At 66.1% G+C, this 25,280-nt stretch carries 31 protein-coding genes and 1 tRNA gene; 15 read left to right on the forward strand and 17 right to left on the reverse strand.

Features of this window, described 5'->3' with window-relative positions; all coding sequences use genetic code 11:
* Position 1: 1 nt before the first annotated feature.
* The 3 genes from IW252_RS10690 to IW252_RS10700 are packed head-to-tail and all read left to right on the forward strand — an operon-like array spanning position 2 to position 1,786.
* Positions 2 to 445 (forward strand): MaoC family dehydratase, encoded by a 444-nt coding sequence (locus IW252_RS10690; protein WP_196836535.1) that lies wholly within the window; start codon positions 2 to 4, stop codon positions 443 to 445.
* Complete coding sequence (locus IW252_RS10695; protein WP_196836536.1) at positions 442 to 1,521, forward strand: UDP-N-acetylmuramate dehydrogenase; 1,080 nt, start codon at positions 442 to 444, stop codon at positions 1,519 to 1,521. Before IW252_RS10690 ends, IW252_RS10695 begins: the two co-directional genes overlap by 4 nt.
* A 52-nt stretch (positions 1,522 to 1,573) precedes the next feature.
* Positions 1,574 to 1,786, forward strand: a complete 213-nt coding sequence (locus IW252_RS10700) for a hypothetical protein (protein WP_196836537.1) — start codon at positions 1,574 to 1,576, stop codon at positions 1,784 to 1,786.
* Positions 1,787 to 1,877: 91 nt separating this feature from the next.
* On the opposite strand, the gene asd is transcribed toward IW252_RS10700, so the two are convergent.
* The 10 genes from asd to IW252_RS10750 all read right to left on the reverse strand — a co-directional run bounded on the left by asd (position 1,878) and on the right by IW252_RS10750 (position 10,656).
* Positions 1,878 to 2,996, reverse strand: a complete 1,119-nt coding sequence (gene asd, locus IW252_RS10705) for an aspartate-semialdehyde dehydrogenase (protein ID WP_196836538.1) — start codon at positions 2,994 to 2,996, stop codon at positions 1,878 to 1,880.
* 57 nt (positions 2,997 to 3,053) lie between these two features.
* Positions 3,054 to 3,320 carry an NF038396 family protein gene (locus tag IW252_RS10710; RefSeq protein ID WP_331271517.1) on the reverse strand — a complete coding sequence of 89 codons (267 nt, stop codon included), beginning with the start codon at positions 3,318 to 3,320 and terminating at the stop codon, positions 3,054 to 3,056.
* Positions 3,313 to 3,870 (reverse strand): dihydrofolate reductase, encoded by a 558-nt coding sequence (locus IW252_RS10715; RefSeq protein WP_196836539.1) that lies wholly within the window; start codon positions 3,868 to 3,870, stop codon positions 3,313 to 3,315. Before IW252_RS10715 ends, IW252_RS10710 begins: the two co-directional genes overlap by 8 nt.
* Positions 3,867 to 4,670, reverse strand: coding sequence for a thymidylate synthase (locus IW252_RS10720; RefSeq protein WP_196836540.1), 804 nt, complete (start codon positions 4,668 to 4,670; stop codon positions 3,867 to 3,869). Before IW252_RS10720 ends, IW252_RS10715 begins: the two co-directional genes overlap by 4 nt.
* Positions 4,671 to 4,718: 48 nt before the next feature.
* Positions 4,719 to 5,312: a DUF1648 domain-containing protein gene (locus IW252_RS10725; protein WP_196836541.1), complete on the reverse strand. Its 594-nt coding sequence runs from the start codon at positions 5,310 to 5,312 to the stop codon at positions 4,719 to 4,721.
* Positions 5,293 to 5,601: a GNAT family N-acetyltransferase gene (locus IW252_RS10730; RefSeq protein ID WP_196836542.1), complete on the reverse strand. Its 309-nt coding sequence runs from the start codon at positions 5,599 to 5,601 to the stop codon at positions 5,293 to 5,295. Before IW252_RS10730 ends, IW252_RS10725 begins: the two co-directional genes overlap by 20 nt.
* A gap of 73 nt (positions 5,602 to 5,674) precedes the next feature.
* Entirely contained in the window at positions 5,675 to 6,640 is a 966-nt protein-coding gene (locus IW252_RS10735; RefSeq protein ID WP_196836543.1) for an NUDIX hydrolase, read from the reverse strand.
* Positions 6,637 to 8,814 (reverse strand): RNA degradosome polyphosphate kinase, encoded by a 2,178-nt coding sequence (locus IW252_RS10740; RefSeq protein WP_231366428.1) that lies wholly within the window; start codon positions 8,812 to 8,814, stop codon positions 6,637 to 6,639. The genes IW252_RS10735 and IW252_RS10740 overlap by 4 nt, the downstream gene beginning before the upstream one ends.
* A gap of 109 nt (positions 8,815 to 8,923) precedes the next feature.
* Positions 8,924 to 9,904: a mycothiol synthase gene (mshD, locus tag IW252_RS10745; RefSeq protein WP_196836545.1), complete on the reverse strand. Its 981-nt coding sequence runs from the start codon at positions 9,902 to 9,904 to the stop codon at positions 8,924 to 8,926.
* A gap of 44 nt (positions 9,905 to 9,948) precedes the next feature.
* The gene (locus IW252_RS10750; RefSeq protein WP_196836546.1) at positions 9,949 to 10,656 is read right to left on the reverse strand and encodes a winged helix-turn-helix transcriptional regulator; all 708 of its coding nucleotides are present in this window, start codon (positions 10,654 to 10,656) and stop codon (positions 9,949 to 9,951) included.
* Positions 10,657 to 10,878: 222 nt separating this feature from the next.
* Between IW252_RS10750 and IW252_RS10755 the strand changes: the two genes are divergently transcribed.
* The 3 genes from IW252_RS10755 to ygfZ all read left to right on the forward strand — a co-directional run bounded on the left by IW252_RS10755 (position 10,879) and on the right by ygfZ (position 13,443).
* Positions 10,879 to 11,484: a hypothetical protein gene (locus IW252_RS10755; protein WP_196836547.1), complete on the forward strand. Its 606-nt coding sequence runs from the start codon at positions 10,879 to 10,881 to the stop codon at positions 11,482 to 11,484.
* Between the two features lie 220 nt (positions 11,485 to 11,704).
* Positions 11,705 to 12,349 carry a nitrobindin family protein gene (locus IW252_RS10760; protein ID WP_196836548.1) on the forward strand — a complete coding sequence of 215 codons (645 nt, stop codon included), beginning with the start codon at positions 11,705 to 11,707 and terminating at the stop codon, positions 12,347 to 12,349.
* Positions 12,346 to 13,443, forward strand: a complete 1,098-nt coding sequence (ygfZ, locus tag IW252_RS10765) for a CAF17-like 4Fe-4S cluster assembly/insertion protein YgfZ (RefSeq protein WP_196836549.1) — start codon at positions 12,346 to 12,348, stop codon at positions 13,441 to 13,443. The genes IW252_RS10760 and ygfZ overlap by 4 nt, the downstream gene beginning before the upstream one ends.
* Before the next feature lie 26 nt (positions 13,444 to 13,469).
* Here the strand turns inward: ygfZ and IW252_RS10770 are convergent, their stop codons facing one another.
* The 5 genes from IW252_RS10770 to IW252_RS10790 all read right to left on the reverse strand — a co-directional run bounded on the left by IW252_RS10770 (position 13,470) and on the right by IW252_RS10790 (position 17,476).
* Positions 13,470 to 14,201, reverse strand: coding sequence for a GNAT family N-acetyltransferase (locus IW252_RS10770; protein ID WP_196836550.1), 732 nt, complete (start codon positions 14,199 to 14,201; stop codon positions 13,470 to 13,472).
* Positions 14,202 to 14,322: 121 nt separating this feature from the next.
* Positions 14,323 to 15,351: a 6-phosphofructokinase gene (locus IW252_RS10775; protein ID WP_196836551.1), complete on the reverse strand. Its 1,029-nt coding sequence runs from the start codon at positions 15,349 to 15,351 to the stop codon at positions 14,323 to 14,325.
* A gap of 148 nt (positions 15,352 to 15,499) precedes the next feature.
* The gene (locus IW252_RS10780; protein ID WP_196836552.1) at positions 15,500 to 15,745 is read right to left on the reverse strand and encodes a PspC domain-containing protein; all 246 of its coding nucleotides are present in this window, start codon (positions 15,743 to 15,745) and stop codon (positions 15,500 to 15,502) included.
* A gap of 4 nt (positions 15,746 to 15,749) precedes the next feature.
* The gene (locus IW252_RS10785) at positions 15,750 to 16,112 is read right to left on the reverse strand and encodes a phage holin family protein (protein WP_196836553.1); all 363 of its coding nucleotides are present in this window, start codon (positions 16,110 to 16,112) and stop codon (positions 15,750 to 15,752) included.
* Entirely contained in the window at positions 16,109 to 17,476 is a 1,368-nt protein-coding gene (locus IW252_RS10790) for a PspC domain-containing protein (protein ID WP_196836554.1), read from the reverse strand. The genes IW252_RS10785 and IW252_RS10790 overlap by 4 nt, the downstream gene beginning before the upstream one ends.
* A gap of 127 nt (positions 17,477 to 17,603) precedes the next feature.
* Here IW252_RS10790 and IW252_RS10795 point away from each other — a divergent pair, with 127 nt between their 5' ends.
* Together IW252_RS10795 and IW252_RS10800 are read left to right on the forward strand one after the other, a co-directional pair.
* Positions 17,604 to 18,959, forward strand: a complete 1,356-nt coding sequence (locus IW252_RS10795; RefSeq protein ID WP_196836555.1) for an ATP-binding protein — start codon at positions 17,604 to 17,606, stop codon at positions 18,957 to 18,959.
* On the forward strand, positions 18,956 to 19,618 hold the full coding sequence (locus IW252_RS10800; RefSeq protein WP_196836556.1) for a LuxR C-terminal-related transcriptional regulator: 663 nt from the start codon (positions 18,956 to 18,958) through the stop codon (positions 19,616 to 19,618). Before IW252_RS10795 ends, IW252_RS10800 begins: the two co-directional genes overlap by 4 nt.
* A 95-nt stretch (positions 19,619 to 19,713) precedes the next feature.
* Here the strand turns inward: IW252_RS10800 and IW252_RS10805 are convergent, their stop codons facing one another.
* Complete coding sequence (locus IW252_RS10805; protein ID WP_196836557.1) at positions 19,714 to 20,907, reverse strand: pyridoxal phosphate-dependent aminotransferase; 1,194 nt, start codon at positions 20,905 to 20,907, stop codon at positions 19,714 to 19,716.
* Between the two features lie 45 nt (positions 20,908 to 20,952).
* A complete protein-coding gene (locus IW252_RS10810; RefSeq protein ID WP_196836558.1) occupies positions 20,953 to 21,138 on the reverse strand; it encodes a hypothetical protein in 186 nt (61 codons plus the stop codon).
* A gap of 63 nt (positions 21,139 to 21,201) precedes the next feature.
* On the opposite strand from IW252_RS10810, the gene IW252_RS10815 reads away from it, so the two are divergent.
* The 7 genes from IW252_RS10815 (at position 21,202) to rplL (ending at position 25,232) form a co-directional block, all read left to right on the forward strand.
* Positions 21,202 to 21,274 (forward strand) — tRNA-Trp (locus IW252_RS10815).
* A gap of 124 nt (positions 21,275 to 21,398) precedes the next feature.
* Entirely contained in the window at positions 21,399 to 21,662 is a 264-nt protein-coding gene (gene secE / locus IW252_RS10820; RefSeq protein WP_196836559.1) for a preprotein translocase subunit SecE, read from the forward strand.
* Between the two features lie 87 nt (positions 21,663 to 21,749).
* Positions 21,750 to 22,505: a transcription termination/antitermination protein NusG gene (gene nusG / locus IW252_RS10825; RefSeq protein WP_196836560.1), complete on the forward strand. Its 756-nt coding sequence runs from the start codon at positions 21,750 to 21,752 to the stop codon at positions 22,503 to 22,505.
* Positions 22,506 to 22,634: 129 nt separating this feature from the next.
* Complete coding sequence (gene rplK, locus IW252_RS10830; protein ID WP_196836561.1) at positions 22,635 to 23,066, forward strand: 50S ribosomal protein L11; 432 nt, start codon at positions 22,635 to 22,637, stop codon at positions 23,064 to 23,066.
* Positions 23,067 to 23,197: 131 nt separating this feature from the next.
* Positions 23,198 to 23,896, forward strand: coding sequence for a 50S ribosomal protein L1 (gene rplA / locus IW252_RS10835; protein WP_196836562.1), 699 nt, complete (start codon positions 23,198 to 23,200; stop codon positions 23,894 to 23,896).
* A gap of 340 nt (positions 23,897 to 24,236) precedes the next feature.
* Entirely contained in the window at positions 24,237 to 24,779 is a 543-nt protein-coding gene (gene rplJ, locus IW252_RS10840) for a 50S ribosomal protein L10 (protein ID WP_196836563.1), read from the forward strand.
* 72 nt (positions 24,780 to 24,851) lie between these two features.
* A complete protein-coding gene (gene rplL / locus IW252_RS10845; protein ID WP_196836564.1) occupies positions 24,852 to 25,232 on the forward strand; it encodes a 50S ribosomal protein L7/L12 in 381 nt (126 codons plus the stop codon).
* Positions 25,233 to 25,280: the final 48 nt, after the last annotated feature.

The raw sequence follows: 25,280 nt of genomic DNA on the forward strand, positions 1-25,280 counted from the left end.
CATGCCTGACTTCACCACCCTCACCGTCGGAGATTCGATCGGTGAGCGCACCATCACCGTCAATCGGGCCGATCTGGTCCGGTATGCGGGCGCCTCCGGCGACTTCAACCCGATTCACTGGAACGAACGCTTCGCGCGCGAGGTGGAACTTCCGGGCGTGATTGCCCACGGCATGTTCACCATGGGGGCGGCCGTTCAGCTGGTCACGGACTGGGCGGGAGACCCCGGTGCGGTCATCGACTACCAAACGCGCTTCACGAAGCCGGTCGTGGTTGAAGACCTCGCGGGAGAGAGCCCGACCACCGCGCCAGGCACCGAGATCACCGTAACCGGCAAGATCGGCGCTAAGGACGATGCGGCCGGGACGGCCCGCGTGGACCTCACCGTCGAGGCGGGCGGCCAGAAGGTGCTGGTCAAGGCTCAGGCCGTCGTTCGGTTCGCATGAGCCCTTCTCTGGCAGAACTCACCACCACCGCTGTCGGAGGGCCAGCCGCTCGCTACGTGGAGGCCAGCACCGAGCGGGACCTGATCGCTGCCGTCACCGCCGCCGACGACGCCGGTGAGCCGCTGCTGCTCGTCGCTGGCGGTTCGAACCTTCTGGTGGATGACGCTGGCGTGACCGGGGTGGTCATCCGCGTCGGGACCTCGGGAACCACCCTCGACGACGTGGCCGCCTGTTCCGGCGGCATGGTCACGGTGCAGGCGGGTCACTCATGGGACGATTTCGTCGCGGAGACGCTGGAGCGCGGTTTGGTGGGCCTTGAGGCGCTCTCCGGAATTCCGGGCTCGGCGGGTGCAACCCCCGTCCAGAACGTTGGTGCGTATGGCACCGATGTCTCGCGGACCATCGCCCGGGTGCGCACGTGGGATCGCACCACTCGGCAAATCGTGTCCTTTGCCAACGCGGATCTCGGCTTCGCCTACCGGGACTCCCGGTTGAAGCAGACCACGGACAACGGGTCCCCACGCTACGTCGTCCTCCAGGTCACCTTCCAGCTCAAGCAGGGCACTCTGGGCGCCCCGATCGGCTACGCGGAGTTGGCGCGCGCGGTGGACGCCGAGGTCGGCGGCCGAGTCGAGGCCGGACGCATCCGGGAGGCCGTGCTGCGGTTACGTGCCTCGAAGGGGATGGTGCTGGACGCCGCGGACCGGGACACGTATTCCACCGGTTCGTTCTTCACGAACCCGGTGGTTGGTGAATCGCTGGCCGCGACGCTGCCTACGGACGCTCCGCGCTACCCGGTGCGCGGCGCCGAGGGAGAGCGCGTGAAGCTTTCCGCCGCCTGGTTGATCGAGCACGCCGGATTCTCCAAGGGGTATGGGCTGGAAGGCACCGCCGGGTTCGGGCTCGCGGACGGGCGGGCGTCGTTGTCCACCAAGCACACGCTGGCCATCACCAACCGCGGCGGTGCCACGAGCGGGGACGTGCTCGCCATCGCACGGGCGGTGCGCGACGGCGTCGAACGGGCTTATGGCATTCGCTTGCACAACGAACCCCTGCTGATTAACTGTTCCCTCTGAAACGCCGTCAAAACCCCTAGACAGGCGCCGGTTCACGGAGCACGATGGGGGTATGGGTACTCACGCACAGGAACCAGAGCACGAGACGAGCCTCGAGCGTGCCATGGACATGGCGGAGGGCAACGCAAAGGAAGCCAAACGCCTACTGGACAAGGCGCGCGCCTACTATGAGGCGGGCGAAATCGATCGCGAGCGGCTGACGCAGCTCGAGCGGCTATACGACGTCGCGCTGCAGGACCAGCAGCGCGCTGCGCACGACGTCTAACGAGGGCGCTGCGGCGCCCGCTCTTTAACGCAGTGTGTCCCGCTCGGACCCTCACGGTTCCGAGTGGGACACACTGCGTTCTAGACGCTGCTTAGAGGCGACCGAGCGCGATCGCCAGCATGCGGCGCAGGGGCTCCGCGGCACCCCAGAGCAGCTGGTCTCCAACGGTGAAGGCGGAGATGAAGTCGCCTCCCATCTCCAGCTTGCGGACGCGGCCTACCGGGATATTCAGGCTGCCGGAGGCGGCCACCGGTGTGAGCTGGTCCATGGTGGCGTCCTTGACGTTCGGCACCACGGTGGCCCACTCATTGTCCTGATCGATGATCCGCTCAATCTCGGAGACCGGTAGGTCCTCCGTGAGCTTGATGGTCAAGGCCTGGGAGTGGGAGCGCATGGCGCCAATGCGGACGCAGAGGCCATCCATGCCGATGTGGTTGGACTCGTTCGTCGCGAGAATCTTGTTGGTCTCGGCTCCGGCCTTCCACTCTTCCTTGGACTGGCCGTTACCGAGATCAGCATCGATCCACGGAATGAGCGATCCGCCGAGCGGGACGCCGAACTGCGCCGTGTCCAACCCGCCGCGCTGCGTCTCCAGGACCTGGCGATCAATGTCGAGGATGGCAGATGCCGGATCCGCGAGCTCGTCAGCCACGGCCGCGTTGATGGTGCCGAACTGCGTCAAGAGTTCGCGCATGTGGCGCGCGCCGCCGCCGGAAGCCGCCTGATAGGTCATGGAGGTGGCCCACTCCACCAACCCGTTGCGGAAGAGCCCGCCGAGGCCCATGAGCATGCAGGAGACGGTGCAATTGCCTCCCACAAAGTCCTTGACACCGGAGCCGAGCCCGCGATCAATGACGTCCCGGTTGACCGGATCCAAGACGATGATGGAGTCATCGTTCATGCGCAGGGTTGACGCCGCGTCAATCCACAAGCCGTCCCATCCGCGTGAGCGCAGATCAGCGTGGACGGCTTTGGTGTAATCCCCACCTTGGGCGGTGACGATGATGGGCAGCTTGGCCAGCGCGTCGAGGTCGTGGGCATCCTGCAGTGGCCCGGAGCCCTCGGCAAAGGACGGGGCGGGACCGCCCGGGTTGGACGTGGAGAAGAAGACGGGGTCGATCCCCGCGAAGTCGCCCTCGTCCAGCATGCGTTGCATGAGAACGGAGCCGACCATGCCGCGGTAGCCGACAAAACCAACGGAAGAAGTCATGCCTCCATGGTAAAGCGGCCTGACCGTCTGGCGCGGCCTCGGTTACGCGTTCGTGAGCTAGTCCTCCGTGCCCCGCTCCGGTTCGGCCTGTTCTGCCTCCATCACCCTGCGTCGCCGGCCGATCGCCCAGATGGCGCCCACCGCGAAGACCTGGGTGACCACCAGCAGGACGATCAGGCCGCCGACAGTTTGGTCGGTAAGGACCATCCACAGGCCCAGGGCCGCGCAGATGAGGGCGAGCAGCGGGAACAGCATGTAGCCGAGCAAGAACAAGGGCTCCTGCCGGTTCAGTGCGGCCTTCAGTGCAGTTTTCAGGTCATTCACCGTGCTCGTCCTTTCCGCGGCCCGCTTCCGTGTGGAGCCACGAGTCAATGCGGTAGCCCAGCCCGTTGGCGGCTCGGGCCGTGCCCGTGCCGGGCGTACTGCTGGCCAGTTCCCAGCCCGAGGCCAACGTCGGCGCGTGCGTGTCGCCGTCGTACTGGGCGTCGATGACGGTGACCACCGCGTGCGTGGCCAGGGGCTCGAACGCCGCGTAGACCTGGCCCCCGCCGATCACCCACACCGACTCCCCGCCCTCGGCTTGGGCCGCCTGAGTCAGGGCGTCCGCAGGGGAGGAGACGACGACGCCGCCCGCCGCCCGCACGTCGGCGGCGGTTGCCGCGTCAGAGGTGAGCACGATGTTGGTGCGCCCCGCGAAGGGCCGAAACGCGGCAGGAATCGAGTTCCACGTACTGCGGCCCATAATGACGGGGTGGCCCCACGTCGCGGACTTGAAGTGCGCTAAGTCCTCGGGCAGATGCCACGGCATGGCGCCGTCGCGGCCAATGACACCGTTCGTCCCTTGGGCCCAAATCATGGTGATGCGCTCACTCATACGGCGATGGGCGCCTTGATGGTGGGGTGGTGCTGATACCCGAGAACCTCGAAGTCGGTGAGCTCGTACTCAAAAATCGACTCGGGAACCCGGTGCATCAGCAACTGCGGGGACGCGTACGGCTCGCGGGAGAGCTGCTCACGCACCTGCTCGACGTGGTTGTCGTAAATATGCACATCGCCGCCGGTCCACACGAAGTCCCCGACGGCGAGCCCGGTCTGCGCGGCCACCATGTGGGTGAGCAGGGCATACGAGGCGATGTTGAACGGGACGCCGAGGAAGAGGTCCGCGCTGCGCTGATACAGCTGGCAGGACAGCTTGCCGTCGGCAACGTAAAACTGGAACAGGGCGTGGCAGGGCGGCAGGGCCATGTTGGAGATCTCCGAGACGTTCCACGCGGAGACGAGGTGCCGGCGCGAATCCGGGTTGGTGCGCAGCGATTCGATGACCTGAGTGATCTGGTCAATGTGCCCGCCGTCCGGGGTCGGCCACGAGCGCCACTGGACGCCGTACACAGGACCGAGGTCACCGTGTTCGTCAGCCCATTCGTTCCAGATTTTGACGCCCTGCTCCTGCAGCCACCGCACATTGGAATCGCCGCGCAAGAACCACAACAGCTCCGCGGCGACGGACTTAAAGTGCACGCGCTTGGTGGTGATGAGCGGGAAGGCCTCGGCAAGGTCAAACCGCAGTTGGCGGCCGAAGACGCTCCGGGTTCCGGTGCCGGTACGGTCCGATTTTGCCGTGCCGTGTTCTAAAACATCGGCCAGCAGGTCCTCATAGGGCGTAGGAGTGGACATGCTTCCAGTCTAGTCGAGCGCGCAGGCGCGCTGAGAAAGCCCGGGAGCCTAGGGCGAGGCTCGCATGGGGAAGCGGCGCCGGATCCATTCATTGAGGTGGCCCGTGGTCCGGAACGCGCCCACGAGCAGAGGAATGAGCAGCACCAGCGTCACGAGGGCCCAGGGGCTGCGCGTGGCGATGAGCAGCGCCGGCAGGAGGCAGAGGAGCCAATTGGTCCAGCACAGGCACAGACAACACGTCAGGCGCAGGAACCGCCCCTTGACGGCGTAGTAGGCGTCGGCCTCCTGAGCGTCGAGCCCTTGCGGATCACGAACGCCGTTGACGCGCACCGTCCGCGGATTCGCGAACCCCAACCCCACCAACAGGCCGGTGACGGCCGCGACCACCGCGAAGTAGCCGGCCAGCGGCCACGGTGACTTCGGGGCCCACGCATCGGGTTCACCCGCGGCGTTGAAATGGGTGGGCAGCGGATCGGGTAGCACCGGATAGGCCACAACCATGGCCACGGCCAACAGGCCGACGGGGAGGAGCCCGGCGATCAACCACGGGCGGGCCGATCCGGTGAAGGGCGGCTCCACCAGCTCCGCTGCGTCGGGGCGCTCGGGCGAGTTGTTCTCCGGCCTAGGCAAGGAGGTCGTCATACTCGGGGTATCGGCGGAGGAAGCCCGCGACGTAGGAGCATTCCGGCACAATACGCGCCCCCTGAGCGCGCACCTCATCCAGCACCAGGGTCACGAGGGCCCGCGCATAGCCTCGTCGACTGTAGGCCTCCGAGATGATCGTGTGTTGCAGCGTGAGGGTGTCCGCGTGGCGCGTGTACTCAAGAAACCCAATGAACGTCGCTCCTTGCCACAGGCTATAACGCCCCCGGTCTTCGTCATGGTCGAGGCGCAGGTCCTCGTGGACGATCTTCGCTGGCTGCTGGCTCATCCGGCCTCCTCATACACTCCATCGATGCCTCTCAGCCTAGCGCCGCCGCCGCGTGGCCGACAGGGCGCGGCGCCTAGTCCGTGAAGGGTGAAACGATCTCGAGGGAGACGATCTTTCGCGTGGTGCGGGATTGCTGGGCAACGAGCAGCGCCCCCGGCTCTAAGTAGGGGTTCTTGTGGGGCAGGAACGCGGCGATCCCGGGGGCACACCGGGAGGCCAGCACGTCAAAGGTGATGGGCAGGACCGGCCGGTGCGTGCACAGGGCAACGCACCGCTGCTTGTCGAGTTGCTTGATGACCTGTTTGGCCGTCTTGGCGGGCTTGCGCGTTGCGGCGTGCTCGGTCAGCGAGCCGGCAAGCTTGACGCCCATGTCCTGACGCTTGAGGTAGGGCGCCACCGTTTGGACGCAACGGACCCACGGGCTCGAGACCACTTTGTGCGGTCGCCACGCGCTGAGGAGCTCGGCCACGGCGATCGCCTGACGTTGTCCTGTGGCGGCCAGTGGTCGTTCGCCTTCTTCCTTGGTCCAAGTGGACCGTGGTTTGGCCTTGGCATGGCGGACGACGACGAAGGGTAGCGTGTCCAAGTCGCCAGCCTTGAAGGCCTGCTCGAGGGCGTCGAGCGGCACGATGTCCGAGCCGTTCGACAGCAGATGGCGGGCGGTGTCGACGCTGACCCACTTGACGGCGTCGACCTCCTTGCCATCCGGAATGATGCGCTGCTGCTCCACCTTGGCTGCCCAGTAGTACACCACTTTGGCGCCGGACTTCACCTGGTAGCGAATCGCCGGCAATGGGCGGCCCAGCGTGGTGACGAGCCCGATTTCCTCGCGCACTTCACGGACCGCGCACTCGGGTAGCGATTCACCGGCGTCGAGCTTTCCCTTGGGCCAGGACCAGTCGTCGTACCGGTCGCGGTGAATCAGCAGGACCTCGAGCCGGTGGTCCTTCCGGCGCCACGGGATGGCTCCGGCGGCCAGCACGGCAGCGGGTTCGTCGACCACCTTCGGATGGTCACACGAGCGGATCGGTCCCTTCATGAGCGCCGCAGGGAATTGCGCGTGCGCTGGCGAGACGCGAGGAGCCAGGACTGGATGTCGGACAACGGGTTCCCATCGTCATCGAGGTGATGGCGGGTCCACACGCCGTCGGCCCCCAAATGCCAGCTGGCAGTCGCGTCATCTAGATAACGGTCGAGGATTCCTACCAACTCACCGATGGATTCCCGGTTGGACAGCTTGACGAGCCCTTCCACCCGGCGGTCGAGGTTGCGGTGCATCATGTCGGCGGAGCCGATAAAGACCACCGGGTCCCCGCCATTGGCGAAGGCAAACACTCGAGAGTGCTCGAGGAAGCGCCCGAGCACCGAGCGCACGCGGATGTTCTCGCTCAAACCCGCGACGCCGGGGCGCAGGGCGCAAATCCCGCGGACGATCACATCCACTTGGACTCCCGCCTGCGAGGCGCGGTAGAGGGCATCGATGATCGCCTCATCCACAATGGAGTTCACCTTCAGGATGACGCGTGAGGCGCGGCCCGCCCGTTGATTGGCGATCTCCTGTTCGATCCGATCGATGAGCCCCGAGCGGAGCGAGCGGGGTGCCACCAGAAGACGCTTGTAGGTGGAGCGCGGTGCGTACCCGGAAAGCTGATTGAACAGCCGCGAGACGTCGTCGCCCACCTGATCGTCACACGTGAGGAGCCCGAGGTCCTCGTAGAACCGCGCCGTGGACGGATGGTAGTTGCCCGTGCCGATGTGGCAGTAGCGGCGCATCCGCTCGCCCTCGCGGCGGACGACGAGCGAAAGCTTGCTGTGGGTTTTGAGCCCGACGATGCCGTAGACCACATGCACGCCGGCCTGTTCCAGCTTGCGTGCCCAGGAGATGTTGGCCTGCTCATCGAACCGGGCCTTGATCTCGACGAGGGCCAGCACCTGCTTGCCGGCCTCCGCCGCGTCGATGAGTGCGTCGACGATCGGGGAATCGCCGGAGGTGCGGTACAGGGTCTGCTTGATGGCCTGAACCTTCGGATCCGCTGCGGCCTGCTCGAGAAAGGCCTGCACGGACGTGGAGAAGGAATCGTAGGGGTGGTGCAGGAGGATATCCCGCCGCCGCATGGCGGCGAACACGTTAGCCGCCTTGGAGGTCTCCGACTCATTGAGATGCCGGGACGTTTGGGCGATGTGCTTGGGGTAGTGGAGTTCCGGCCGGTCGATTTTGGCGATCGCCCCGAGCCCGCGCAAGTCCAGCGGGGCTGGCAGCTCGAAGACCTCATCCTCTTCGACACCGAGCTCGCGGACCAACAGGTCACGGACCGCAGGATTGATGTCGTCGACAACCTCGAGGCGCACCGGTGGGCCGAATCGGCGGCGGAGTAGTTCCTTCTCCAGCGCTTGCAGGAGGTTTTCGGCGTCGTCCTCTTCGACTTCGAGGTCTTCGTTGCGAGTGACGCGGAACATGTGGTGTTCGACCACTTCCATGCCGGGGAAGAGGTGTTCCAACTGCTCGGCAATGACGTGCTCCAGCGGGATGAAACGGGCCGGGGAGTCCGCATTCTTGCCCGGACGGCGGCCGCCGACCGCCACGAGGCGGGCCAGCGTGTCCGGGACCTTCAACCGCGCGAAGAGTTCCTTACCGCTGGTGGGATTGCGCACGATCACGGCGAGGTTCAACGACAGGCCGGAAATGTAGGGGAACGGGTGGGCCGGGTCGACGGCCAAGGGCGTGAGAATGGGAAAGACCTGGTCCACGAACCATTGGTGGAGCTTGCTCTGCTCCTCCTCTGTCAGCTCGTCCCACTGGCACAGGGTGATGTTCTCTTCGGCGAGCGCCGGGAGAATCGTCTCGGTGAACGCCCGCGCGTGGCGCTCTTGGAGCGCGTGGGCCGCCTCGAGAATCCGTTCGAGCTGATCGACGGGGCTGACGCCCGCGGCCGACGGCACGGCCAAGCCCGTCGCGATACGCCGTTTCAACCCGGCGACGCGCACCATGAAGAACTCGTCGAGGTTCGAGGCGAAGATCGACAGGAAATTCACGCGCTCGAGCAGCGCGAGCTGCGGATCCTCCGCCAGCTCCAGCACGCGGGCGTTGAAGTCCAACCAGCTGAGCTCCCGGTCCAAGAAGCGGCGCTCATTGGTGAAATCGCCATCGGGGCCCAGGGTTGGCTCGAATTCTGGGAGCTCGATGCGGTCCTGCGTGGCGCGTGCGGCCGGCATCTCGCTGTCGCCGAATGACGGCGTCGAGGTGGTATTCACTAACTCTGTCCTTTCGATCCCCGGAGGATCTGCGCGGGAGGATGACCGCTGCGGCTCTAGTATTTCCTGCTCACGCGCGGGTGCGTGCATACATGACGTCGACGTCCCACCGCGTGAACCCCAAGCGCTCGTAGAGCGCCACGGCCGCCGAATTGTCGGCGTCGACGTAGAGCATCACGCCGTGCAAGTCGAGGCTGCGCAGGTGGTTGATGCCGGCAATGGTCAGCGCCTTGCCCAGGCCCGTGCCCTGGGCCGTGGGGACGACGCCCACCACGTAGACCTCACCGATCGCCGCATGCTCGCCCGTCGCGTCGGCGCTGGCTGGATGGACCTTGGTCCAGTGGAAGCCCTGAATCTGGTCATTCATGTCCACGGCCAGGAAAAAGCCGTCCGGATCAAACCAGTCTTCCTCGAGCCGGGCGCTGAGGTCCGTCAGGGTCATGTCCCCTTGCTCCGGGTGGTGGGCAAACGCGGCCGCATTGGCCCGTAGCCACTGCTGCTCGTCGTGCCCGACGTTGAACGTGCGAATCTTCACGCCGCGCGGCAGGGCCGGGGTCTCGAGCTCTGCGTGCCCCGTCAGTCGCATGCGCCAGAGCTCGCGTACCGGGGCCATCCCGTGCGTCTGGGCCAGGCGGGCTGCGGCGGCATGGTTGCCGTGGGACCACGCCTGCAGTGCGTCGAGCCGGTGTTCGGAGGCAACGACGTCGGCGAGCGCGGTGCCGATTCCATCGTTGCGGAAGTGCGGATGGACCACGAGCTCGAGGGTGCCGATGGCCTCGGGGGAGTCCCCGGCGCGCGGCATGACCGCAACTGCAACGCCGACGAGCTCGCCGGACCCCGCGTCGGTCGAGGACTCGTCGAGGTAGGCGAGGGCCAGCCACGTGTCCGCCTCAGCAGAGCGCAGATCGACCACGGTCTGCTCGGACAAGGGGGGATTGCCGTCAGCGCTCTCGGCCGCTGCGGCCAGTTCTTCGATGGCTGCCACGTGGTCCGCGTTCGGGGCCGTCGCCAGCGTCGTAATGCTCCAGTCGGTGCTCTTCTCGGCCGTCATGCTTCAAATCTAGTCTGCCGCGCCGGGACTTGTCAGCCGATCCATCAGGTCGCGTCGGCGCTGGTCTCGGCCTCGGCGTGATTGCGGGGGCTCGCAAACCGGTAGCCGACGTTGCGCACGGTGCCGATGAGCTGCTCGTGGTCTGCGCCGAGCTTGGCTCGCAGGCGCCGCACATGCACGTCGACGGTGCGCGTGCCACCGTAGTAGTCGTAGCCCCAGACCTCGTGCAGCAGCTGGTCGCGCGTGAACACTCGGCCCGGGTGCTGCGCGAGGTACTTCAGGAGTTCAAATTCTTTGTAGGTCAGGTTCAGGGGTGTCCCGTGAACTTTGGCGGTGTAGCTGGCCTCATCGATGACGACGCCCGAGGCCCGAATCTCGCCCGGGTCGTTCTCGGGCTCCGCCGTGGAGCGGGTGGAGGCGAGGCGCAACCTCGCCTCGACCTCGGCCGGGCCCGCCGTGTCGAGGACGACGTCGTCCGCTTTCCACAGCGTGGACACGGCGGCCATGCCGCCCTCGGTGAGGACCAGGATGATCGGCGCTGAGCTGCCCGTCGTGTGCAGCAGTTGACACAAAGATCGTGATCCGGACAAATCGCGCCGGGCGTCCACCATGATCACGTCGGCCTTTTCGGCGTCGAGCAGGGCCGTGGCCGAGGCGGGGACGACCCGCGTCTCGTGCGCCAAGAGTTCCAGCGCTGGCAGCACGTCAACGGAGGAATCTGACGAGTTTGTCAACAGCATAATGCTGGCCATTCGGGTCTCCTCACGTCCTACCGGGCCGGCCGCGCCGTGGCCGGAGGGGGCCGGGCGGGTCGTTTTTCAGTATAGGAGCGCCTGGGTTTCCAACATGTTGCGCGCTTCATGAAATAGACACACGCCGTTCGTTTGCGCGTGAGTCTGGGAGGTGGACGACGACGCCGTGGGGTGCGGTGCCGTGCGGCGAGTTAAGGCAGGATGGGGTAGGTGAGTAGCAAAATGAGTGCAGCAGCAGCCGTCCTCGCGGCCGGAGCGCTCGCCGGGACCGTCGCCGTGGCCCTAGGCGCGGCGTGGCTGGGCGGCAGCTATGTGGTGGCGGCCGTCGTCGTGACGCTCGTGGCCGTCTTTGCCTACGGCTGGCCGCGCGTGCTGTCGCTGCCGGATCCGTGGCACCTGACGTGGCTGATCTTCGGAGCTGGCGCGGCCGCAACGCTCGCGGCATTGCTGACCGGGCTGCCGTCGCCGATGCAGTGGATGCCCATCTGCCTCGGGGTGGGGGTCCTGGGAGTATTTGGTGCCCAGCTGCTACGTGGCACTGGAGCAGAACGCCGTTTGGCGTCGACGATGGCCGGACTGTTTGGGCTCGTGGTGGCCACCTTCGCCAGTGGTTGGGTAGGAGTGGTGGGCTTCGGGCCGTTGGGGGCCAGCGCTCTCGTGACCTGGGTGGGTGGCGGCGCCGCGGCGCTGGCCACCGTCATCACGCTCGTGTTGGCGCGACGACGCCTGCCCGCTGGGGGCCTCACCGCGGCGATTGCGCTGGGCGCGGCGCCCATCCTGGCATCCGGCACGGTGCTGTACTTCGCCCAGCGGCTCATCCTGCAGTAGAGCGGTCCGTGCAGGGCCTTGACCGACGGAAGTAATGCTCACCACGATGGCGTGCGTGAGTCCTCGGCTTCGTTAGTATGGGTGTCATGGAAAACTACTTGGCACTGGAAATCTTTTTCGTCAGCCTGCTGGTCATTGCCGGGCTTGGCATGGCTGGCTTTGCCGGTCTGGTGGTCTCCCGCCTCTTCAAGGGCCAGAAGTAAGGGAGGCCGCCGCCTCTATGCCGATCGAGATCCCCACCGACCTCACTCCGGAACTCGTTCCTTTTGCGTGGCTGCTGGGTACCTGGGAGGGTATGGGCCGCCTCGGAGAGGGCGAGGTCGACGACGACTACTTCCTCCAGCGGGTGCAGTTCGCCAACGACGGCGCGCCGTACCTGCAGTACCGGTCTGAAAGCTGGCTGACGGACGAGAAGGGCAAGGTCCTGCGGCCCCTCTCCGTCGAGATGGGCTTCTGGCACCTGCAGCGTGAGCAGGTGGAGTCGGACTTCGGTCCCGGGATGACTCCCGGCGACGTCGTGCCCACGCTGCGCACGGCCGCAGATGTGGACCAGTACCGCGGTGAGGACGGGTTCGCCATCGAAGCGCAGATTGTTCATCCCGGCGGCATCACGGAGCTCTATTCGGGGACCATCAACGGCCCGCGCATCCAGCTCAGCACAGACCACGTAGCCCGCAGCGCCGGGGCGAAGGACTATGCACAGGCGAGCCGCATTTTCGGGTTGGTCAATGGAGACCTGTTCTGGCGGTGGGATGCTGCGGGTCAGGGCCAGGAGCTCTCCGCACACGCCTCCGCCGTGCTGAAGAAACTCGGCGCGTCGGCGGAGGAGACGGGTGCCGACGGCGGCTCGGGCGCCTCGTCATGAACGACACCACGTACCGTTCGCCGCTCCTCGCTCGCGACGGAGCGATCGCCGCCGACGGCGCTGACGCGGGCGTGGCTCTGCACTACGGGCAACCGCTCCCCGAGCAAAAGCGCCTCGCGGAAGGCAGTGCGCTGGCCGACCTGTCCCACCTCGGCGTGGTGACCGTGACGGGCCCGGATCGTTTGAGCTGGCTCAATACCCTGAGCTCACAGCAGGTGCAACACGTGGCTCCGGGACAGTCCGCTGAACTGCTGTTCCTCACCGTTCAAGGGCGCATTGATCACGACTGCCGCTTGGTGGACGACGGCGAGACGGCTTGGCTCATCGTCGAAGCCGGTGACGCCGCACCGCTTGCGGCGTGGCTGGACTCGATGAAGTTCATGCTGCGCGTCGAGATTGCCGACGTCAGCGCGGAGTGGGCCGTGGTGGCCTCCACCGCGGCGGTCCCCGAATGGGCCGAGCGGACGGTGTGGCACGATCCGTGGCCCGGGGTGACCGAGGGCGGCTTCGCCTACTCGGGGCCGGATCATCCTGGCGCGGAACGCACATGGTTCGAGTATCTGGTCCCCGCATCGGAGCTCGAAGCGGCCCTCGCGGGGCGCGATCTCGCCGGCACGTTGGCGGTCGAAGCCTTGCGCATCGCCGCGTGGCGTCCGCGCTTCGGTGCCGAGACCGACGAGAAGACCATCCCGCACGAGCTGGACCTGCTGCGCACCGCCGTTCACCTCAATAAGGGGTGCTACAAGGGTCAAGAGACCATTGCCCGCGTGCACAACCTCGGTCACCCTCCGCGCCGCTTGGTCTTCCTGGACCTCGACGGCAGCGAGCACACGCTCCCGGCCCCCGGTGCCGACGTCGTCTTTGAGGACCCCAAGAGGGGCCGTCGCGTGGTCGGTCAGGTGACCTCCGCGGCGTTGCATTACGAGGCCGGGCCGATCGCGCTGGCCGTGATCAAGCGCAACGTTGACGCCGAGGCGCCCCTGACCGTGGCCTCCGGTGACACCGAGTACGCTGCGGCCCAACAACTGATTGTGGCGACGGACGCCGGTCAGGTGGTTGGCCGACAAACCGGATTCCTCCGCGGACCGCGCTAGTCGCCGCGGCCTGAGGGAAGTCGCCTCTAGGTCAGCCGTGCGCTGGTCAGGGAACCCACCGAGACAAAGCCGACGTCTTCGGCGAGCCGATGGGCGGCAGCCGAACTCCGCGGCGCCCGCCACTGCGGAGTAAACCCCTGAGTTAAGGCATCGTCGGCGGCCACCGCTGTGATGTACGCGCCCAGCCCGTGCCGGCGAACGTCAGGAAGCGTCAGCGTGGCTAGGTCCGCCAGGAGCCCTTCCCAGAGGCCATAGGAGGCGGTGGCCACAGGAAGCTGTTGTTCGTCGGCCACGAGCGTAAACATATGCTCTCCGCGCGCCAGATCGAGGCCGATCGTGTCATCGCTGGGGCAGGACGCCACGAGCCGCTGGGCGTATGCCGGGTCCGCGGAGACGGCCACCTGCTCGGAGGGTTCCACCCCGGCGGGCTCGTCTAAGTAGTAGAGGGTGTAATCGCCGGCCGTGCGCAGTCCCTCCGCCTCGCTGCGGCCCGTGGCGCGCAGCGCCCGCACGAGGGCGGACTCGCCGGCGAGCGCTTCGTCGTCGTACCCCTCCAACGCGTCGAGCGCCCACTCGGGCCCGGCCAAGACGGAACCGGTGAGGTAGCGCAGGAGGAGGAGCGAGCCATCGTCGACCGGCACGTGAACCCGCACCGCGTCAGCACCCATCGCGGCCTTCTGCAGGGCGTCGTCGGGCAGCCCAAGGCGCCGAGCCCACGCGAGGGCGACAATCGCACGCGTTCCACTTTCCAGCTCCATGCCTTCAGCTTAGGTGCTCACGTCGTGCGCGCCACCTTAGCGCGGATCGGGCACGTCGCTGCGCGCGTTCCGGCCGGCCCGCCCAGGGCGGGACCGGCCGGAACGCGGTGGAGCGGACTCGCTAGCCGAACAGGATCGAGGCCTCGTCGTACCGTTGCTGCGGGACCTGCTTGAGGTTGCCGAGGGCGTCCTCGAAGCGAGCCCGTTCCACGGTGGTACCGCGGAGCGAGACCATTTCTCCCCACGCCTGATCCGCCACCGCGGCCACCGCGTGCATGCCCAAGCGCGTCGCCAGCGTGCGGTCAAACGCCGTGGGGACGCCGCCGCGCTGGATGTGGCCCAGCACGGTCGCTCGCGTCTCGATCCCCGTACCCCGTTCGATGTCGACGGCAAGGCGTTCACCGATACCGCCAAGGCGGGGGCGGCCATAGGCGTCGAGGCCGCGATCTGAGTACGCTGCATCGGCGCCCTCCGGGATCCAGCCTTCGGCGACGACGACGAGCGGCGCGCGGCCGCGTTCATTGGCCTGCAGAACCCAGTCGTTAACCTGCTCCATGGTGACCTTCTGCTCCGGGATCAGAATGGCGTGGGCGCCGGCCGCCATTCCCGAATGCAGCGCAATCCAGCCGACGTGGCGGCCCATCACCTCGGCCACCATGCAGCGGTGGTGTGACTCGCCCGTGGTCCGGAGGCGATCCATGGCTTCGGTGGCGATCGATACCGCCGTGTCGAATCCGAAGGTGTAGTCCGTGGCGTCCAGGTCATTGTCGATGGTTTTCGGGACACCGATGATCTTGAGTCCAGCGTCGGTGAGGCGCTTGGCGGCCGCCAACGTTCCCTCGCCACCGATCGCGATGATCGCGTCGACCCCTTCAGCATCCATCATGCGCTGAATATTCTCTGGTCCTCCGCGCTCGCCCTCGAACGGGTTGGTGCGGGAGGTGCCGATGATGGTTCCGCCTTGCTTGGAAATGCCGCGGACGGTGGAACGGGGCAGGTCGACGATGTCTGCGTCAACGACGCCGCGCCAACCGTCGCGGAAGCCGACGAACTCGTAACCATAGCTCTTGATTCCATTGAGGACGGCCCCGCGGATCACGGCGTTCAGGCCGGGGCAGTCGCCGCCGCTGGTCAAAATACCGATGCGCATGCGCTTCGCTTTCTGCTTGTGTAAAGCCGGCATAGCCGGATGGACAAGTCAGCACGACGCTGGGCCTACATCACAATGCTAGCAAGGACAGAGATGGCCACCACAGCCCGGGGGCTGTGGTGGCCATTCGTGACGGTCTCGGGCGTGCCTAGCGGGAGCCGTTGAGCAAGCGCTCCAGCGGGATGCTGCCGTCCTGCCATGGCAAGAGGAGCCAGGCGACGACGTAGGCGAGGATGCCGAGGACCGGCAGGAGGAAGGACAACAGGACGCCGATTCTCACGAGCGTCGGGTCCCAGCCCATCTGAGCCGCAATGCCGCCGGCAATCCCGCCGACCCAGCGGCTGGGGCCGCGCCGGAACGAGACGGAGCGCAGTGCGTCGAAGAACTTATTCATGGCGTCAGCCTTTCGTTTGCGTGTGGTCGGTGGTCGATCCCTTGCGAACTGCGGCGATGCCGCCCACCACCATGATCAGTCCGGCGCCGATCAGGATCGACACGGTGACGATCGCCGGGTTAATGACGACGTCGAGGTAGAGCTGGCCGAGCATCAACAGTCCAATGCTGAGCACGATCAGCCCGAACACCAGCGTACCTAACGGGACCGAGTTCTTGATCGGGCGCTCAAACCGCACCGTTGCGTCCGCAGACTCGGAACCGCGGGGTGTGCCCCAGTCTGGGCTGGGCCGCTGAAGCAGCGGTTCGGTGGGGGTCTCTGCCGTTCGGCCGGAGTGATCCTTGTTCGGTTCGTACTTCTCAGTCATCGTGCAGTCTCCATCAGAGTCGGGGCGTGGATAGTGGATGCGGCCACCGGCCGCGTGGTCTCACCCGTTGAGAGCGGTTCGTCGTCCCACGGCCAGTCGCCCTCGTCCCACGGCCAGTCGCCGCCATCGCGTCCGCTGTCGACGCCGGTGGGGGCAGCGTCCCCGTCGACGACGATTTGCACGGAGGTGAAGGCTCCGTTGACCTTGAGCGTGAGCGCTGGCCCGTCGGTGACGTCCGTGATGAGCTGGCGTTGGGGCGCGGAGACGCCACTGAATTCCACGACGTCTTCTCCGTCGGCCGTCTGTACTTCGACTTGCGCGAAGCCGGAGGCCGCGTCGAGATAGACGGGAATGTCGCCGGGAACCGTCACCGTGGTGTCGCTAAAGGCACTATTGATGAGGACACTGGTGTCCTCCGTGATTGAGGCCAAATGGCGCAGGTCCGTCTGCGTCGAGGAAAACACCTCCGTTTGCCACGGGCCGCGCACTTCGTTGGCCGAGAATCCGCCGATGAACACCGCAGGTATCAGGGTGACGACAGCCCAGCCGGTGAGCGCTCCGCCAGTGCGTTTCGAGGCGGCGGCAGCGACGAGGCCGACGCCCATGATGGCCAACGCCGCGGACAGCGCGGTAGTGATGGAGATCAGGCTGGTGGTGCCGTGTTGCAGTACGTCAAAGGCTAGGATCGCGCCGCCAGCCATGACCGCCACGCCGAGGACGATCGTGGTGGTGCCCGCCCCGAGCCGGTCGTGTTTCGGCCGCGGTGGAGTGCTCGGCTTCGGTTCTTTCGCTGGCTTGGGCTGGTGAGCGGCAGTTCCAGGGGAAGGGCGGTGCGCCGACGGCGCGTCGGGAGTCCACGCCGCTGAGACGCTGGCGGCGCGTGTGGTCTCTGGGCCCGGCTCCTCTGCTTGCTGCTCTGCATCGGGGTGCTCACCGCGCTGCCTGCCCCGGCTGCGCGAGATCACGAACCATAGCGCGCCGCCCACGAGGGCGAGCACGAGCAATCCGCCGAGATCCACGGAATCGCCCCGCCAGATCCTCGGACCAAACCAATCCACGGTACCCAGGATCAGCAGCACGAGCGCGCCAGTGAAGCCGACTGTCCACGATCCTCTGCCGACCTCCTGAAGGTGGATGCGGCCACTGGGCCCGGGCAGCAGCGCCCACGCGGCGCCGTAGAGAAAGAGCCCAACACCGGAGAAGATGATGACGATCAGGACAATTCCCCGGACCAGGATGGGGTCTAGGCCCGTTCGCGCGGCGAGGCCGGACGCGACGCCGCCAATCCACCGGTCCGAGCCGCGGCCCAGGCCCAGCGACCGCACCCAACGAAAGAAGGCGTGTTCAGCAGGTTGTTCGTTCATGACACCTATCCTTCCGGCACGCGGGTGCCCGCCGCTATTGGGGGCGACCCTGACTCATCCCTGATTCCGGCCCGGATCGCCCTGAATCGGGTCCCCGGCAGACCCTGAGCCGTGCTTTAGTGGACTCATGAGTACGCCCAGCCCCACCGTGCCGGCCGACGAGTCGAACTCGCGCCCTGCCTTGGTTCGCGCTGAGTCGCGCGTCATGGCGGGCGTCTGCGGCGGGCTGGCCGCTCACGTGGGCACGAGCGTGCGCACGATGCGGGTGCTTATGGTGTTGCTCGCGATTGCGGGCGGCGCCGGGCTCTTGCTGTATGCGTGGCTCTGGGTATTGGTGCCGAGCGCCACGGACGCGCGCCGCTCGGCCGAGGTGCTCGACGCCGGTCGCCGCCGCGGCTTGGCTGATGCCATGCGGGACTTGCCGCGCCCCGAGGGGCCCGCCGGCGCCTCCGTCAGGTACGTGCTCGCCGGTGCGGGCCTCCTGATCGCTGGCCTGTTGCTGTTTGCTCAAGTCAGCGGACTTGATTTCGCGTGGCAGCTCATTTGGCCGGCCATTTTCATCAGCGCTGGCGCCGTCGTGGTGTGGACGCAGATTGATACGCAGCGCTCGCTGGCCGAGGCGCGCACTGCTCGGCCAGCGAGTTCGGGAGCCCGGTGGCCCGCGGCGCTTCGGCTGGGCGTTGGCCTCCTGTTGGTCATCACCGGCCTCATCCTCCTCGTCGCCCAGTCACTCACCGTCGAGGCCTTGTGGGCCGGGGCGCTCGTCGCCGTCGTCGTCCTCGCGGGCCTCGTCGTCGTTCTCCTGCCGTGGGGGCTGAGGTTCTGGCGGGACTACACCACGGAACGCACTTCCCGCGTGCGCGCTGCCGAGCGGGCGGACATTGCGGCGCATTTGCACGATTCGGTGTTGCAAACGCTGGCCCTGATCCAGAAGCGGGCCGGCGACGAGGAACACGTCATTCGCCTCGCTCGCGCCCAGGAACGCGAGCTGCGGCAGTGGCTGTACGAGGATGACGACGTCGCCGCGAGCGACGTGGGGGAGGCCATCAAGGCTGAGGCCGCGGCCCTCGAGGCGGAGTATGCGGCAACGTTCGACGTCGTGACGGTGGGGCAGTTGGATGCCGGGGCCGGCCGCGATGCCTTGGTCGCTGCGGCGCGCGAGGCCATGCTCAACGCCGCCAAGCATGCCGGGGGCAGGGTCTCGGTCTTCGTCGAGGGCCGTGCCCCAGAGCGAGGCCCCGCCACCATCGACGTATTTGTGCGGGACCGTGGGGGTGGTTTCGACCTGAGCCAAGTGGCCGAGGACCGGCTCGGCGTGCGCGAGTCCATCGTCGGCCGTATGCGGCGTCACGGCGGCACCGCCACGATTCGTTCCAGTACGGACGGCACGGAGGTCGCCCTGCGGTTAGAGCTGCGCGGGCACGACGGCGCGCCGAGCGGTGGAGGGCAACAGCAGCAAACGGCAGATAAGGATCACGTATGAAGAGTTCCCCACAACATCTCATCGACGTCGTCGTGGTCGACGATCACGCGATTTTCCGGGCCGGGCTCAAGGCAGAACTCGACGGCAGGCTGCGCGTCGTCGGAGAGGCCGCCACGGTCGAGACGGCTGTTGAGGCGGTGACCGCGACCCGGCCGGCGGTGGTTCTCCTCGACGTGCATCTACCCGGTGGACGCGGGGGAGGCGGGGCGGAGGTGTTGGCGGCCTGCGCGCGTCTCCAGCCGGAGACGAGGTTTTTGGCGCTGAGCGTTTCCGACGCAGCGGAGGACGTTGTGACCGTCATCCGCGCGGGTGCCCGCGGGTACATCACCAAGTCGGCTTCCGGGCAGGACATCTCTGACGCCGTCGTGCGCGTGGCCGGCGGCGACGCCGTGTTTTCCCCGCGGCTGGCCGGGTTCGTCCTCGACGCCTTCGGCACGTCAGCGGCGGTGAGCGCGGACGATGAGCTGGATCTGCTCTCGGCGCGCGAGCTGGAAGTCATGCGTCTCATTGCCCGCGGCTACTCCTACAAGGAAGTCGCCAAGGATCTTTTTATCTCGATCAAGACGGTAGAGACCCACGTTTCGGCGGTCCTGCGTAAACTTCAGCTCTCCAACCGTCACGAGCTCACGCGCTGGGCTGTGGATCGCAGGATCCTGTAGCGAACGCGACGGCGGCGCGGCCACTGCCTTAACACACCAAGGGGCGGCCCGCTAGGAAAAGCAGGGCCGCCCCCAGGCTGCAATGAGGTGGCGGTTTAGCCGTTCAGCAGCGTCTGGATCCGGCCCACACCTTCGGCGAGATCCTCGTCGCCCAAGGCATAGGACAGCCGGATGAAGCCAGAGGGGCCGAACGCCTCACCCGGGACGACGGCGACCTCAGCGCGCTCGAGGATGAGAGCAGCCAACTCGGCAGAGGTTTGCGGTGTGGTGCCGGCGATGTTCCGCCCGAGGGCCTCGCGAACGTCAACGTAGGCGTAGAACGCTCCCTGGGGCGTGGGCGTGCTGAAGCCCTCGACCTGGCGCAGCCCGTCGACCATGGCCAGACGCCGCCGGTCGAAGGCCTTCTTCATCTCATGGACCGCATCCAGGGGACCGGCGACGGCGGCGAGTGCCGCCATCTGGGACACGTTGGAGACGTTGGAGGTCGCGTGCGACTGCAGGTTGGTTGCGGCCTTAATGACGTCGGCCGGGCCCGCCATCCAACCCACACGCCATCCGGTCATGGCGTACGTCTTCGCGACGCCGTTGAGGATCACGACCTTGTCGCCGAGCTCGGGGGCGGCCGTAGCGATGGACGTGAACTCGCTGCCCTCGTAGACCAAATGCTCGTAGATCTCATCGGTCACGACCCACAGGTCGTGCTCAGCAGCCCAGCGACCAATGTCCGCGACCTGCTCGGGAGAGTACACAGCGCCCGTCGGATTCGAGGGGGAGACGAACAGAAGGATCTTGGTCCGCTCGGTGCGGGCCGCCTCGAGTTGCTCAACCGTGGTCTTGTAGCCGGCCTCCGGCCCAGCGAACACTTCCACGGGGACGCCGCCGGCCAGCTGGATGGCTTCCGGGTAGGTGGTCCAGTAGGGGGTCGGGACGATCACCTCGTCGCCTGGATCCAGAAGGGTGGCAAACGTGTTATAGACAGCCTGCTTGCCGCCGTTGGTCACCAAAACCTGATTCGGTTCCACGGTGTACCCGGAGTCCCGCAGCGTCTTGGCGGCGATGGCCTCTTTGAGCTCGGGGAGCCCACCCGCGGGAGAGTAGCGGTGGAACCGCGGATTGCGCGCCGCCTCGATCGCGGCCTCCACCACATAGTCCGGGGTGGGGAAGTCGGGCTCGCCGGCGCCGAACCCAATGACCGGGCGTCCGGCGGCCTTTAGGGCCTTGGCCTTAGCGTCCACGGCCAAGGTGGCCGACTCCGCGATGGAACCGATGCGGCGGGAGATCCGTGACATGCGCGAGTATCTCGCTTTCCTAGCGTCTAATGGTGTGACTTCAGTTTAGTCACCACGGCGCTCGGTGACACCCCTGGGTGACACGTCGTGAAGGGTGGCCAAGACGACGCCGGTGCGGGCCGCCGTCGTGCCCGTCAGGACGGCCCCCGTGGCGCAGGGCAGGCCGGGGCCATCACCTCGGTTCGACTTGCGCGGCAGGATTGAGTAAACTCGATCCTCGGCGTGCACCACGCTTCGATCGTGACGATTTATCCCCGGGCCGGGGAGCACCGTATGATCGAGTGAAACGCACAAAGGGTAGTGGCGCAATTGGTAGCGCAGCGGTCTCCAAAACCGCAGGTTGCAGGTTCGAGTCCTGTCTGCCCTGCGCAGTGGCAATCACGGGCAACCGTGACGTGCTCAGCGAAATCCACGTTACGGTGTCTCGCGGGTCCGGCGGGACCAGCGAGGCACCGTGACTGTTTCACCTCACTTGATGGGAACGAGGAACTGTGTCCGACATCGCGACGAGCAGCTCGAAGGATCCGCAGTCGCCCAAGGCTGACCGGCGGGGGATTTTCGCTGGCATCGCGCTGTTCCTTCGACAGGTCATTTCCGAGCTGAAGAAGGTCGTCACGCCGACGCGGAAGGAATGGTTCAGCTACACGCTGTGGGTTCTGGGCTTCGTCGCCGTCGTGATGGTGATTGTCAGTGTGCTGGACTTCCTGTTCGGTCAGGCGTCGATCTTCGTCTTTACGAACCAGCTGGAACAGTAAGTCTCATACGCGAAAAGCAGAGGCCGGACGCGGTCTTTTCGCACCATGAATACTTCTGGTTAACCAGTCACAGAAAGCAGGAACCTAGTGTCCGATCAGGAACTCGAAGCCCAAGGCAACGACGAGCAATTCGTACCGGCACCCGAGGCCGACGCCGAGCAGGCGCCGGCCGATTCTGCTGTGCCGGAGACCGAGCAGCCGACCGCTGAATCCACCGAAGCGGCGGAGCCGGAGGTCGACCCGAAGGACGAGCTGCGGACGAAGCTTCGCCGCCAGCCGGGCGAGTGGTACGTGATCCACTCCTACGCCGGCTATGAGAACCGCGTGAAGGTCAATCTCGAGACGCGTGCCCAGACCCTCAACATGGAGGATTTCATTTACGAGATCCAGGTCCCCATGGAAGAGGTCGTGGAAATCAAGAACACCACAAAGAAGATTGTTCGCCGCGTGCGCATCCCCAGCTACGTGCTGGTGCGGATGGACCTGACCGACGAGTCTTGGGGTGTTGTCCGCCACACGCCGGGCGTCACCGGCTTTGTGGGCAATGCGCATGATCCGACTCCGCTCAGCCTCGATGAAGTGTTCTCCATGCTGGAGCACACGGTGGTGGCTGAAGAGAACGACAAGTCCGACTCGAAGCCGGGCCGGGCTCCAATCTCCGAGGTCAACGTCGACTTTGAGGTCGGGGAGTCCGTGACCGTCAACGATGGCCCGTTCGAGACGCTGCCCGCCACGATCTCCGAGATCAAGCTGGAGACGCAGCAGCTGGTGGTACTCGTCTCGATCTTCGAGCGGGAGACGCCCGTGACCCTGTCGTTCAGCCAGGTCACGAAGATCCAGTAGCATTAAAGCTTCGGCCCCTTCCGGACCGCTTTGACCGGATGGGGCCGTTCGGCTGCCGCGCCACGGCAGTCAACCCCCTGTGGCACGCTCCTGTGCGCCAGGGAAACGCAATGAGAAGAAGGACCCGACATGGCCCCCAAGAAGAAGGTCACCGGCCTCATCAAGCTGCAGATCCAGGCAGGCGCCGCTAACCCGGCCCCGCCGATCGGTCCGGCGCTTGGTCAGCACGGTGTCAACATCATGGAGTTCTGCAAGGCGTACAACGCCGCGACTGAGTCCCAGCGTGGAAACGTGATCCCTGTGGAGATCACGGTCTACGAGGACCGCTCCTTCACCTTCGTCACCAAGACCCCGCCGGCCGCTGAGCTGATCAAGAAGGCTGCGGGCGTGCAGAAGGGCTCCGCTACCCCGCACACCGTCAAGGTCGCCAAGTTGACTCAGGCACAGTGCGAGGAAATCGCCGAGCAGAAGATGGCAGACCTCAACGCCAACGATGTCCAGGCCGCGGCCAAGATCATCGCCGGCACCGCCCGCTCCATGGGCATCACCGTCGAGGGCTAAGTCCCTCTAACGTTCCGGTACGCACTGGAACAACCCCCATTCAAAACGCACACCGGCCGTGGGCCGGATGGGCACAGTGGCAGGGTCGAGCGCGATCCACGAGACCACGACTGCATAAGGAGAACACGCAGATGGCAAAGCGCAGCAAAGCATACGAGGCAGCTGTAGCCAAGATTGAGGCTGGCAAGGTCTACAGCCCGGCCGAGGCCGTGGCACTGGCCAAGGAGACCAGCTCCACCAAGACCGACGCGACCGTCGAGGTGGCCTTCCGTTTGGGCGTTGACCCGCGCAAGGCTGACCAGATGGTCCGCGGCACGGTGAACCTGCCTCACGGTACCGGCAAGACAGCCACCGTCGTGGTCTTCGCCGCTGGCGACAAGGCTGAGGCGGCCAAGGCCGCTGGCGCCGACTTCGTGGGCACCGACGAGCTGATCGAGAAGATCCAGGGCGGCTGGACAGACTTCGACGCCGCCGTCGCAACCCCAGACATGATGGGCAAGGTCGGCCGCTTGGGCAAGATCCTCGGCCCACGTAACCTGATGCCGAACCCGAAGACCGGCACCGTGACCATGGACGTGACCAAGGCTGTGGGTGACATCAAGGGCGGCAAGATCGACTTCCGCGTTGATAAGCACTCCAACCTGCACTTCATCATCGGTAAGGCGTCCTTCGGTGCCGAGCAGCTGGCAGAGAACTACAGCGCAGTGCTGGAAGAAGTTCTGCGTCTGAAGCCGTCCTCCTCGAAGGGCCGCTACATCAGCAAGGCGACCGTGGCCACCACCTTCGGCCCCGGCATCCCGGTGGACCCGAACGTCACCAAGGTCGGCTAGTTTTCGACTCGTGCTGTGGCCGTCACCTGTTCGCAGGTGGCGGCCACGCTCGTTTCCGGGCTCGTTTTGCGTCAGGGCGCCGAAGGGGAGTAAGCTGGTTCTACCAAAGACCGTCGGTCGATGTGTGCCCAGAAGCTTGTCGAGCTGATGGTTCATGTCTGAAGGATCCTCGTAGAGGGCGGCCCACGCAGGTGACCTTGAACTTCCCACATCCGGGACGCCTTCGGGCCTCCGGATACAGTGGACGAAGCCCTGTGCGCCTGCACGGGGCGTTTTTTATGTCTAGCCCATCCGGGCTGGGGCTCTGACCGACTCTCAGACTCACCCCGGAAGGAGGGTTATGGCAACGCCGAACAAGGTCGCCGCTGTTGAGGAGACCATTGCTGACTTCAAGGAGTCGTCCGCCGCTGTCCTGACCGAATACCGTGGGCTCTCTGTTGCGCAGCTCAAGGAATTGCGCCGTTCGCTTGGTGCAGACACCAAGTACTCGGTCGTCAAGAACACCCTGACTGACATCGCTGCAAAGGAAGCCGGCGTCGACGCGTTCGATGGCCAGCTCACCGGCCCCACCGCCATCGCCTTTATCAAGGGCGACGCAGTGGCTGCAGCCAAGGGCCTGACTGAATTCGCCAAGGCTAACGACAAGCTGGTCATCAAGACCGGCTACTTCGAGGGCAAGGCCATGACGGCCGAAGAGGTTGCTAACTTGGCAGCGCTCGAGTCCCGCGAGCACCAGCTGGCTCGCGTTGCAGGTGTGCTGAAGGCTCCGGCCTCGGCAGCAGCCCGCATCATCGAAGCCCTGCGCGCCAAGCAGGAAGAAGAAGGCGGCGCTTCCGCTGCCCCGGCCGAGGCTCCCGCCGCCGAGGCCACTGAAGAGGCCTAAGCCTCCTCGGTACCCCACCAGCAAACGTGTGTGGCACCCGTGTGTGTCACCATCAGAGAAAGGACGCCAACCATGGCGAAGCTCACCCAGGAAGAGCTGCTCGAAGCTTTCAAGGAAATGACCATCGTCGAGCTCTCCGAGTTCGTGACCGCATTCGAGGAGACCTTCGAGGTCACCGCAGCAGCAGTGGCCGTTGCCGGCCCGGCTGGCGGCGGCGACGCTGCCGGTGCTGCTGAAGAGCAGACCGAATTCGATGTCATCCTCGAGTCGGCTGGCGACAAGAAGATCGGCGTCATCAAGGAGGTCCGCGGCCTGACCTCGCTCGGCCTGAAGGAAGCCAAGGAGCTCGTTGACGGCGCTCCGAAGGCAGTCCTCGAGGGCGTTGACAAGGATGCCGCCGAGAAGGCCAAGGAGGCCCTCGAGGGCGCCGGCGCCACGGTGACCCTCAAGTAAGCTCCCTGAGAGCTTTCCGAGAATTCTCTCGGTTCGGCCGGCCCCGTC

This window comes from Zhihengliuella flava (assembly GCF_015751895.1).
Classification (GTDB): domain Bacteria; phylum Actinomycetota; class Actinomycetes; order Actinomycetales; family Micrococcaceae; genus Zhihengliuella; species Zhihengliuella flava.

Excerpts from the sequence above, each read along its gene's own strand:
- IW252_RS10690 (WP_196836535.1), top strand. The coding sequence starts at position 2 with ATGCCTGACTTCACCACCCTCACCGTCGGAGATTCGATCGGTGAGCGC.
- IW252_RS10695 (WP_196836536.1), top strand. The coding sequence starts at position 442 with ATGAGCCCTTCTCTGGCAGAACTCACCACCACCGCTGTCGGAGGGCCA.
- IW252_RS10700 (WP_196836537.1), top strand. The coding sequence starts at position 1,574 with ATGGGTACTCACGCACAGGAACCAGAGCACGAGACGAGCCTCGAGCGT.
- asd (WP_196836538.1), bottom strand. The coding sequence starts at position 2,996 with ATGACTTCTTCCGTTGGTTTTGTCGGCTACCGCGGCATGGTCGGCTCC.
- IW252_RS10715 (WP_196836539.1), bottom strand. The coding sequence starts at position 3,870 with ATGAGTGAGCGCATCACCATGATTTGGGCCCAAGGGACGAACGGTGTC.
- IW252_RS10720 (WP_196836540.1), bottom strand. The coding sequence starts at position 4,670 with ATGTCCACTCCTACGCCCTATGAGGACCTGCTGGCCGATGTTTTAGAA.
- IW252_RS10725 (WP_196836541.1), bottom strand. The coding sequence starts at position 5,312 with ATGACGACCTCCTTGCCTAGGCCGGAGAACAACTCGCCCGAGCGCCCC.
- IW252_RS10730 (WP_196836542.1), bottom strand. The coding sequence starts at position 5,601 with ATGAGCCAGCAGCCAGCGAAGATCGTCCACGAGGACCTGCGCCTCGAC.
- IW252_RS10735 (WP_196836543.1), bottom strand. The coding sequence starts at position 6,640 with ATGAAGGGACCGATCCGCTCGTGTGACCATCCGAAGGTGGTCGACGAA.
- IW252_RS10740 (WP_231366428.1), bottom strand. The coding sequence starts at position 8,814 with ATGCCGGCCGCACGCGCCACGCAGGACCGCATCGAGCTCCCAGAATTC.
- mshD (WP_196836545.1), bottom strand. The coding sequence starts at position 9,904 with ATGACGGCCGAGAAGAGCACCGACTGGAGCATTACGACGCTGGCGACG.
- IW252_RS10750 (WP_196836546.1), bottom strand. The coding sequence starts at position 10,656 with ATGGCCAGCATTATGCTGTTGACAAACTCGTCAGATTCCTCCGTTGAC.
- IW252_RS10755 (WP_196836547.1), top strand. The coding sequence starts at position 10,879 with ATGAGTGCAGCAGCAGCCGTCCTCGCGGCCGGAGCGCTCGCCGGGACC.
- IW252_RS10760 (WP_196836548.1), top strand. The coding sequence starts at position 11,705 with ATGCCGATCGAGATCCCCACCGACCTCACTCCGGAACTCGTTCCTTTT.
- ygfZ (WP_196836549.1), top strand. The coding sequence starts at position 12,346 with ATGAACGACACCACGTACCGTTCGCCGCTCCTCGCTCGCGACGGAGCG.
- IW252_RS10770 (WP_196836550.1), bottom strand. The coding sequence starts at position 14,201 with ATGGAGCTGGAAAGTGGAACGCGTGCGATTGTCGCCCTCGCGTGGGCT.
- IW252_RS10775 (WP_196836551.1), bottom strand. The coding sequence starts at position 15,351 with ATGCGCATCGGTATTTTGACCAGCGGCGGCGACTGCCCCGGCCTGAAC.
- IW252_RS10780 (WP_196836552.1), bottom strand. The coding sequence starts at position 15,745 with ATGAATAAGTTCTTCGACGCACTGCGCTCCGTCTCGTTCCGGCGCGGC.
- IW252_RS10785 (WP_196836553.1), bottom strand. The coding sequence starts at position 16,112 with ATGACTGAGAAGTACGAACCGAACAAGGATCACTCCGGCCGAACGGCA.
- IW252_RS10790 (WP_196836554.1), bottom strand. The coding sequence starts at position 17,476 with ATGAACGAACAACCTGCTGAACACGCCTTCTTTCGTTGGGTGCGGTCG.
- IW252_RS10795 (WP_196836555.1), top strand. The coding sequence starts at position 17,604 with ATGAGTACGCCCAGCCCCACCGTGCCGGCCGACGAGTCGAACTCGCGC.
- IW252_RS10800 (WP_196836556.1), top strand. The coding sequence starts at position 18,956 with ATGAAGAGTTCCCCACAACATCTCATCGACGTCGTCGTGGTCGACGAT.
- IW252_RS10805 (WP_196836557.1), bottom strand. The coding sequence starts at position 20,907 with ATGTCACGGATCTCCCGCCGCATCGGTTCCATCGCGGAGTCGGCCACC.
- rplK (WP_196836561.1), top strand. The coding sequence starts at position 22,635 with ATGGCCCCCAAGAAGAAGGTCACCGGCCTCATCAAGCTGCAGATCCAG.
- rplA (WP_196836562.1), top strand. The coding sequence starts at position 23,198 with ATGGCAAAGCGCAGCAAAGCATACGAGGCAGCTGTAGCCAAGATTGAG.
- rplJ (WP_196836563.1), top strand. The coding sequence starts at position 24,237 with ATGGCAACGCCGAACAAGGTCGCCGCTGTTGAGGAGACCATTGCTGAC.
- rplL (WP_196836564.1), top strand. The coding sequence starts at position 24,852 with ATGGCGAAGCTCACCCAGGAAGAGCTGCTCGAAGCTTTCAAGGAAATG.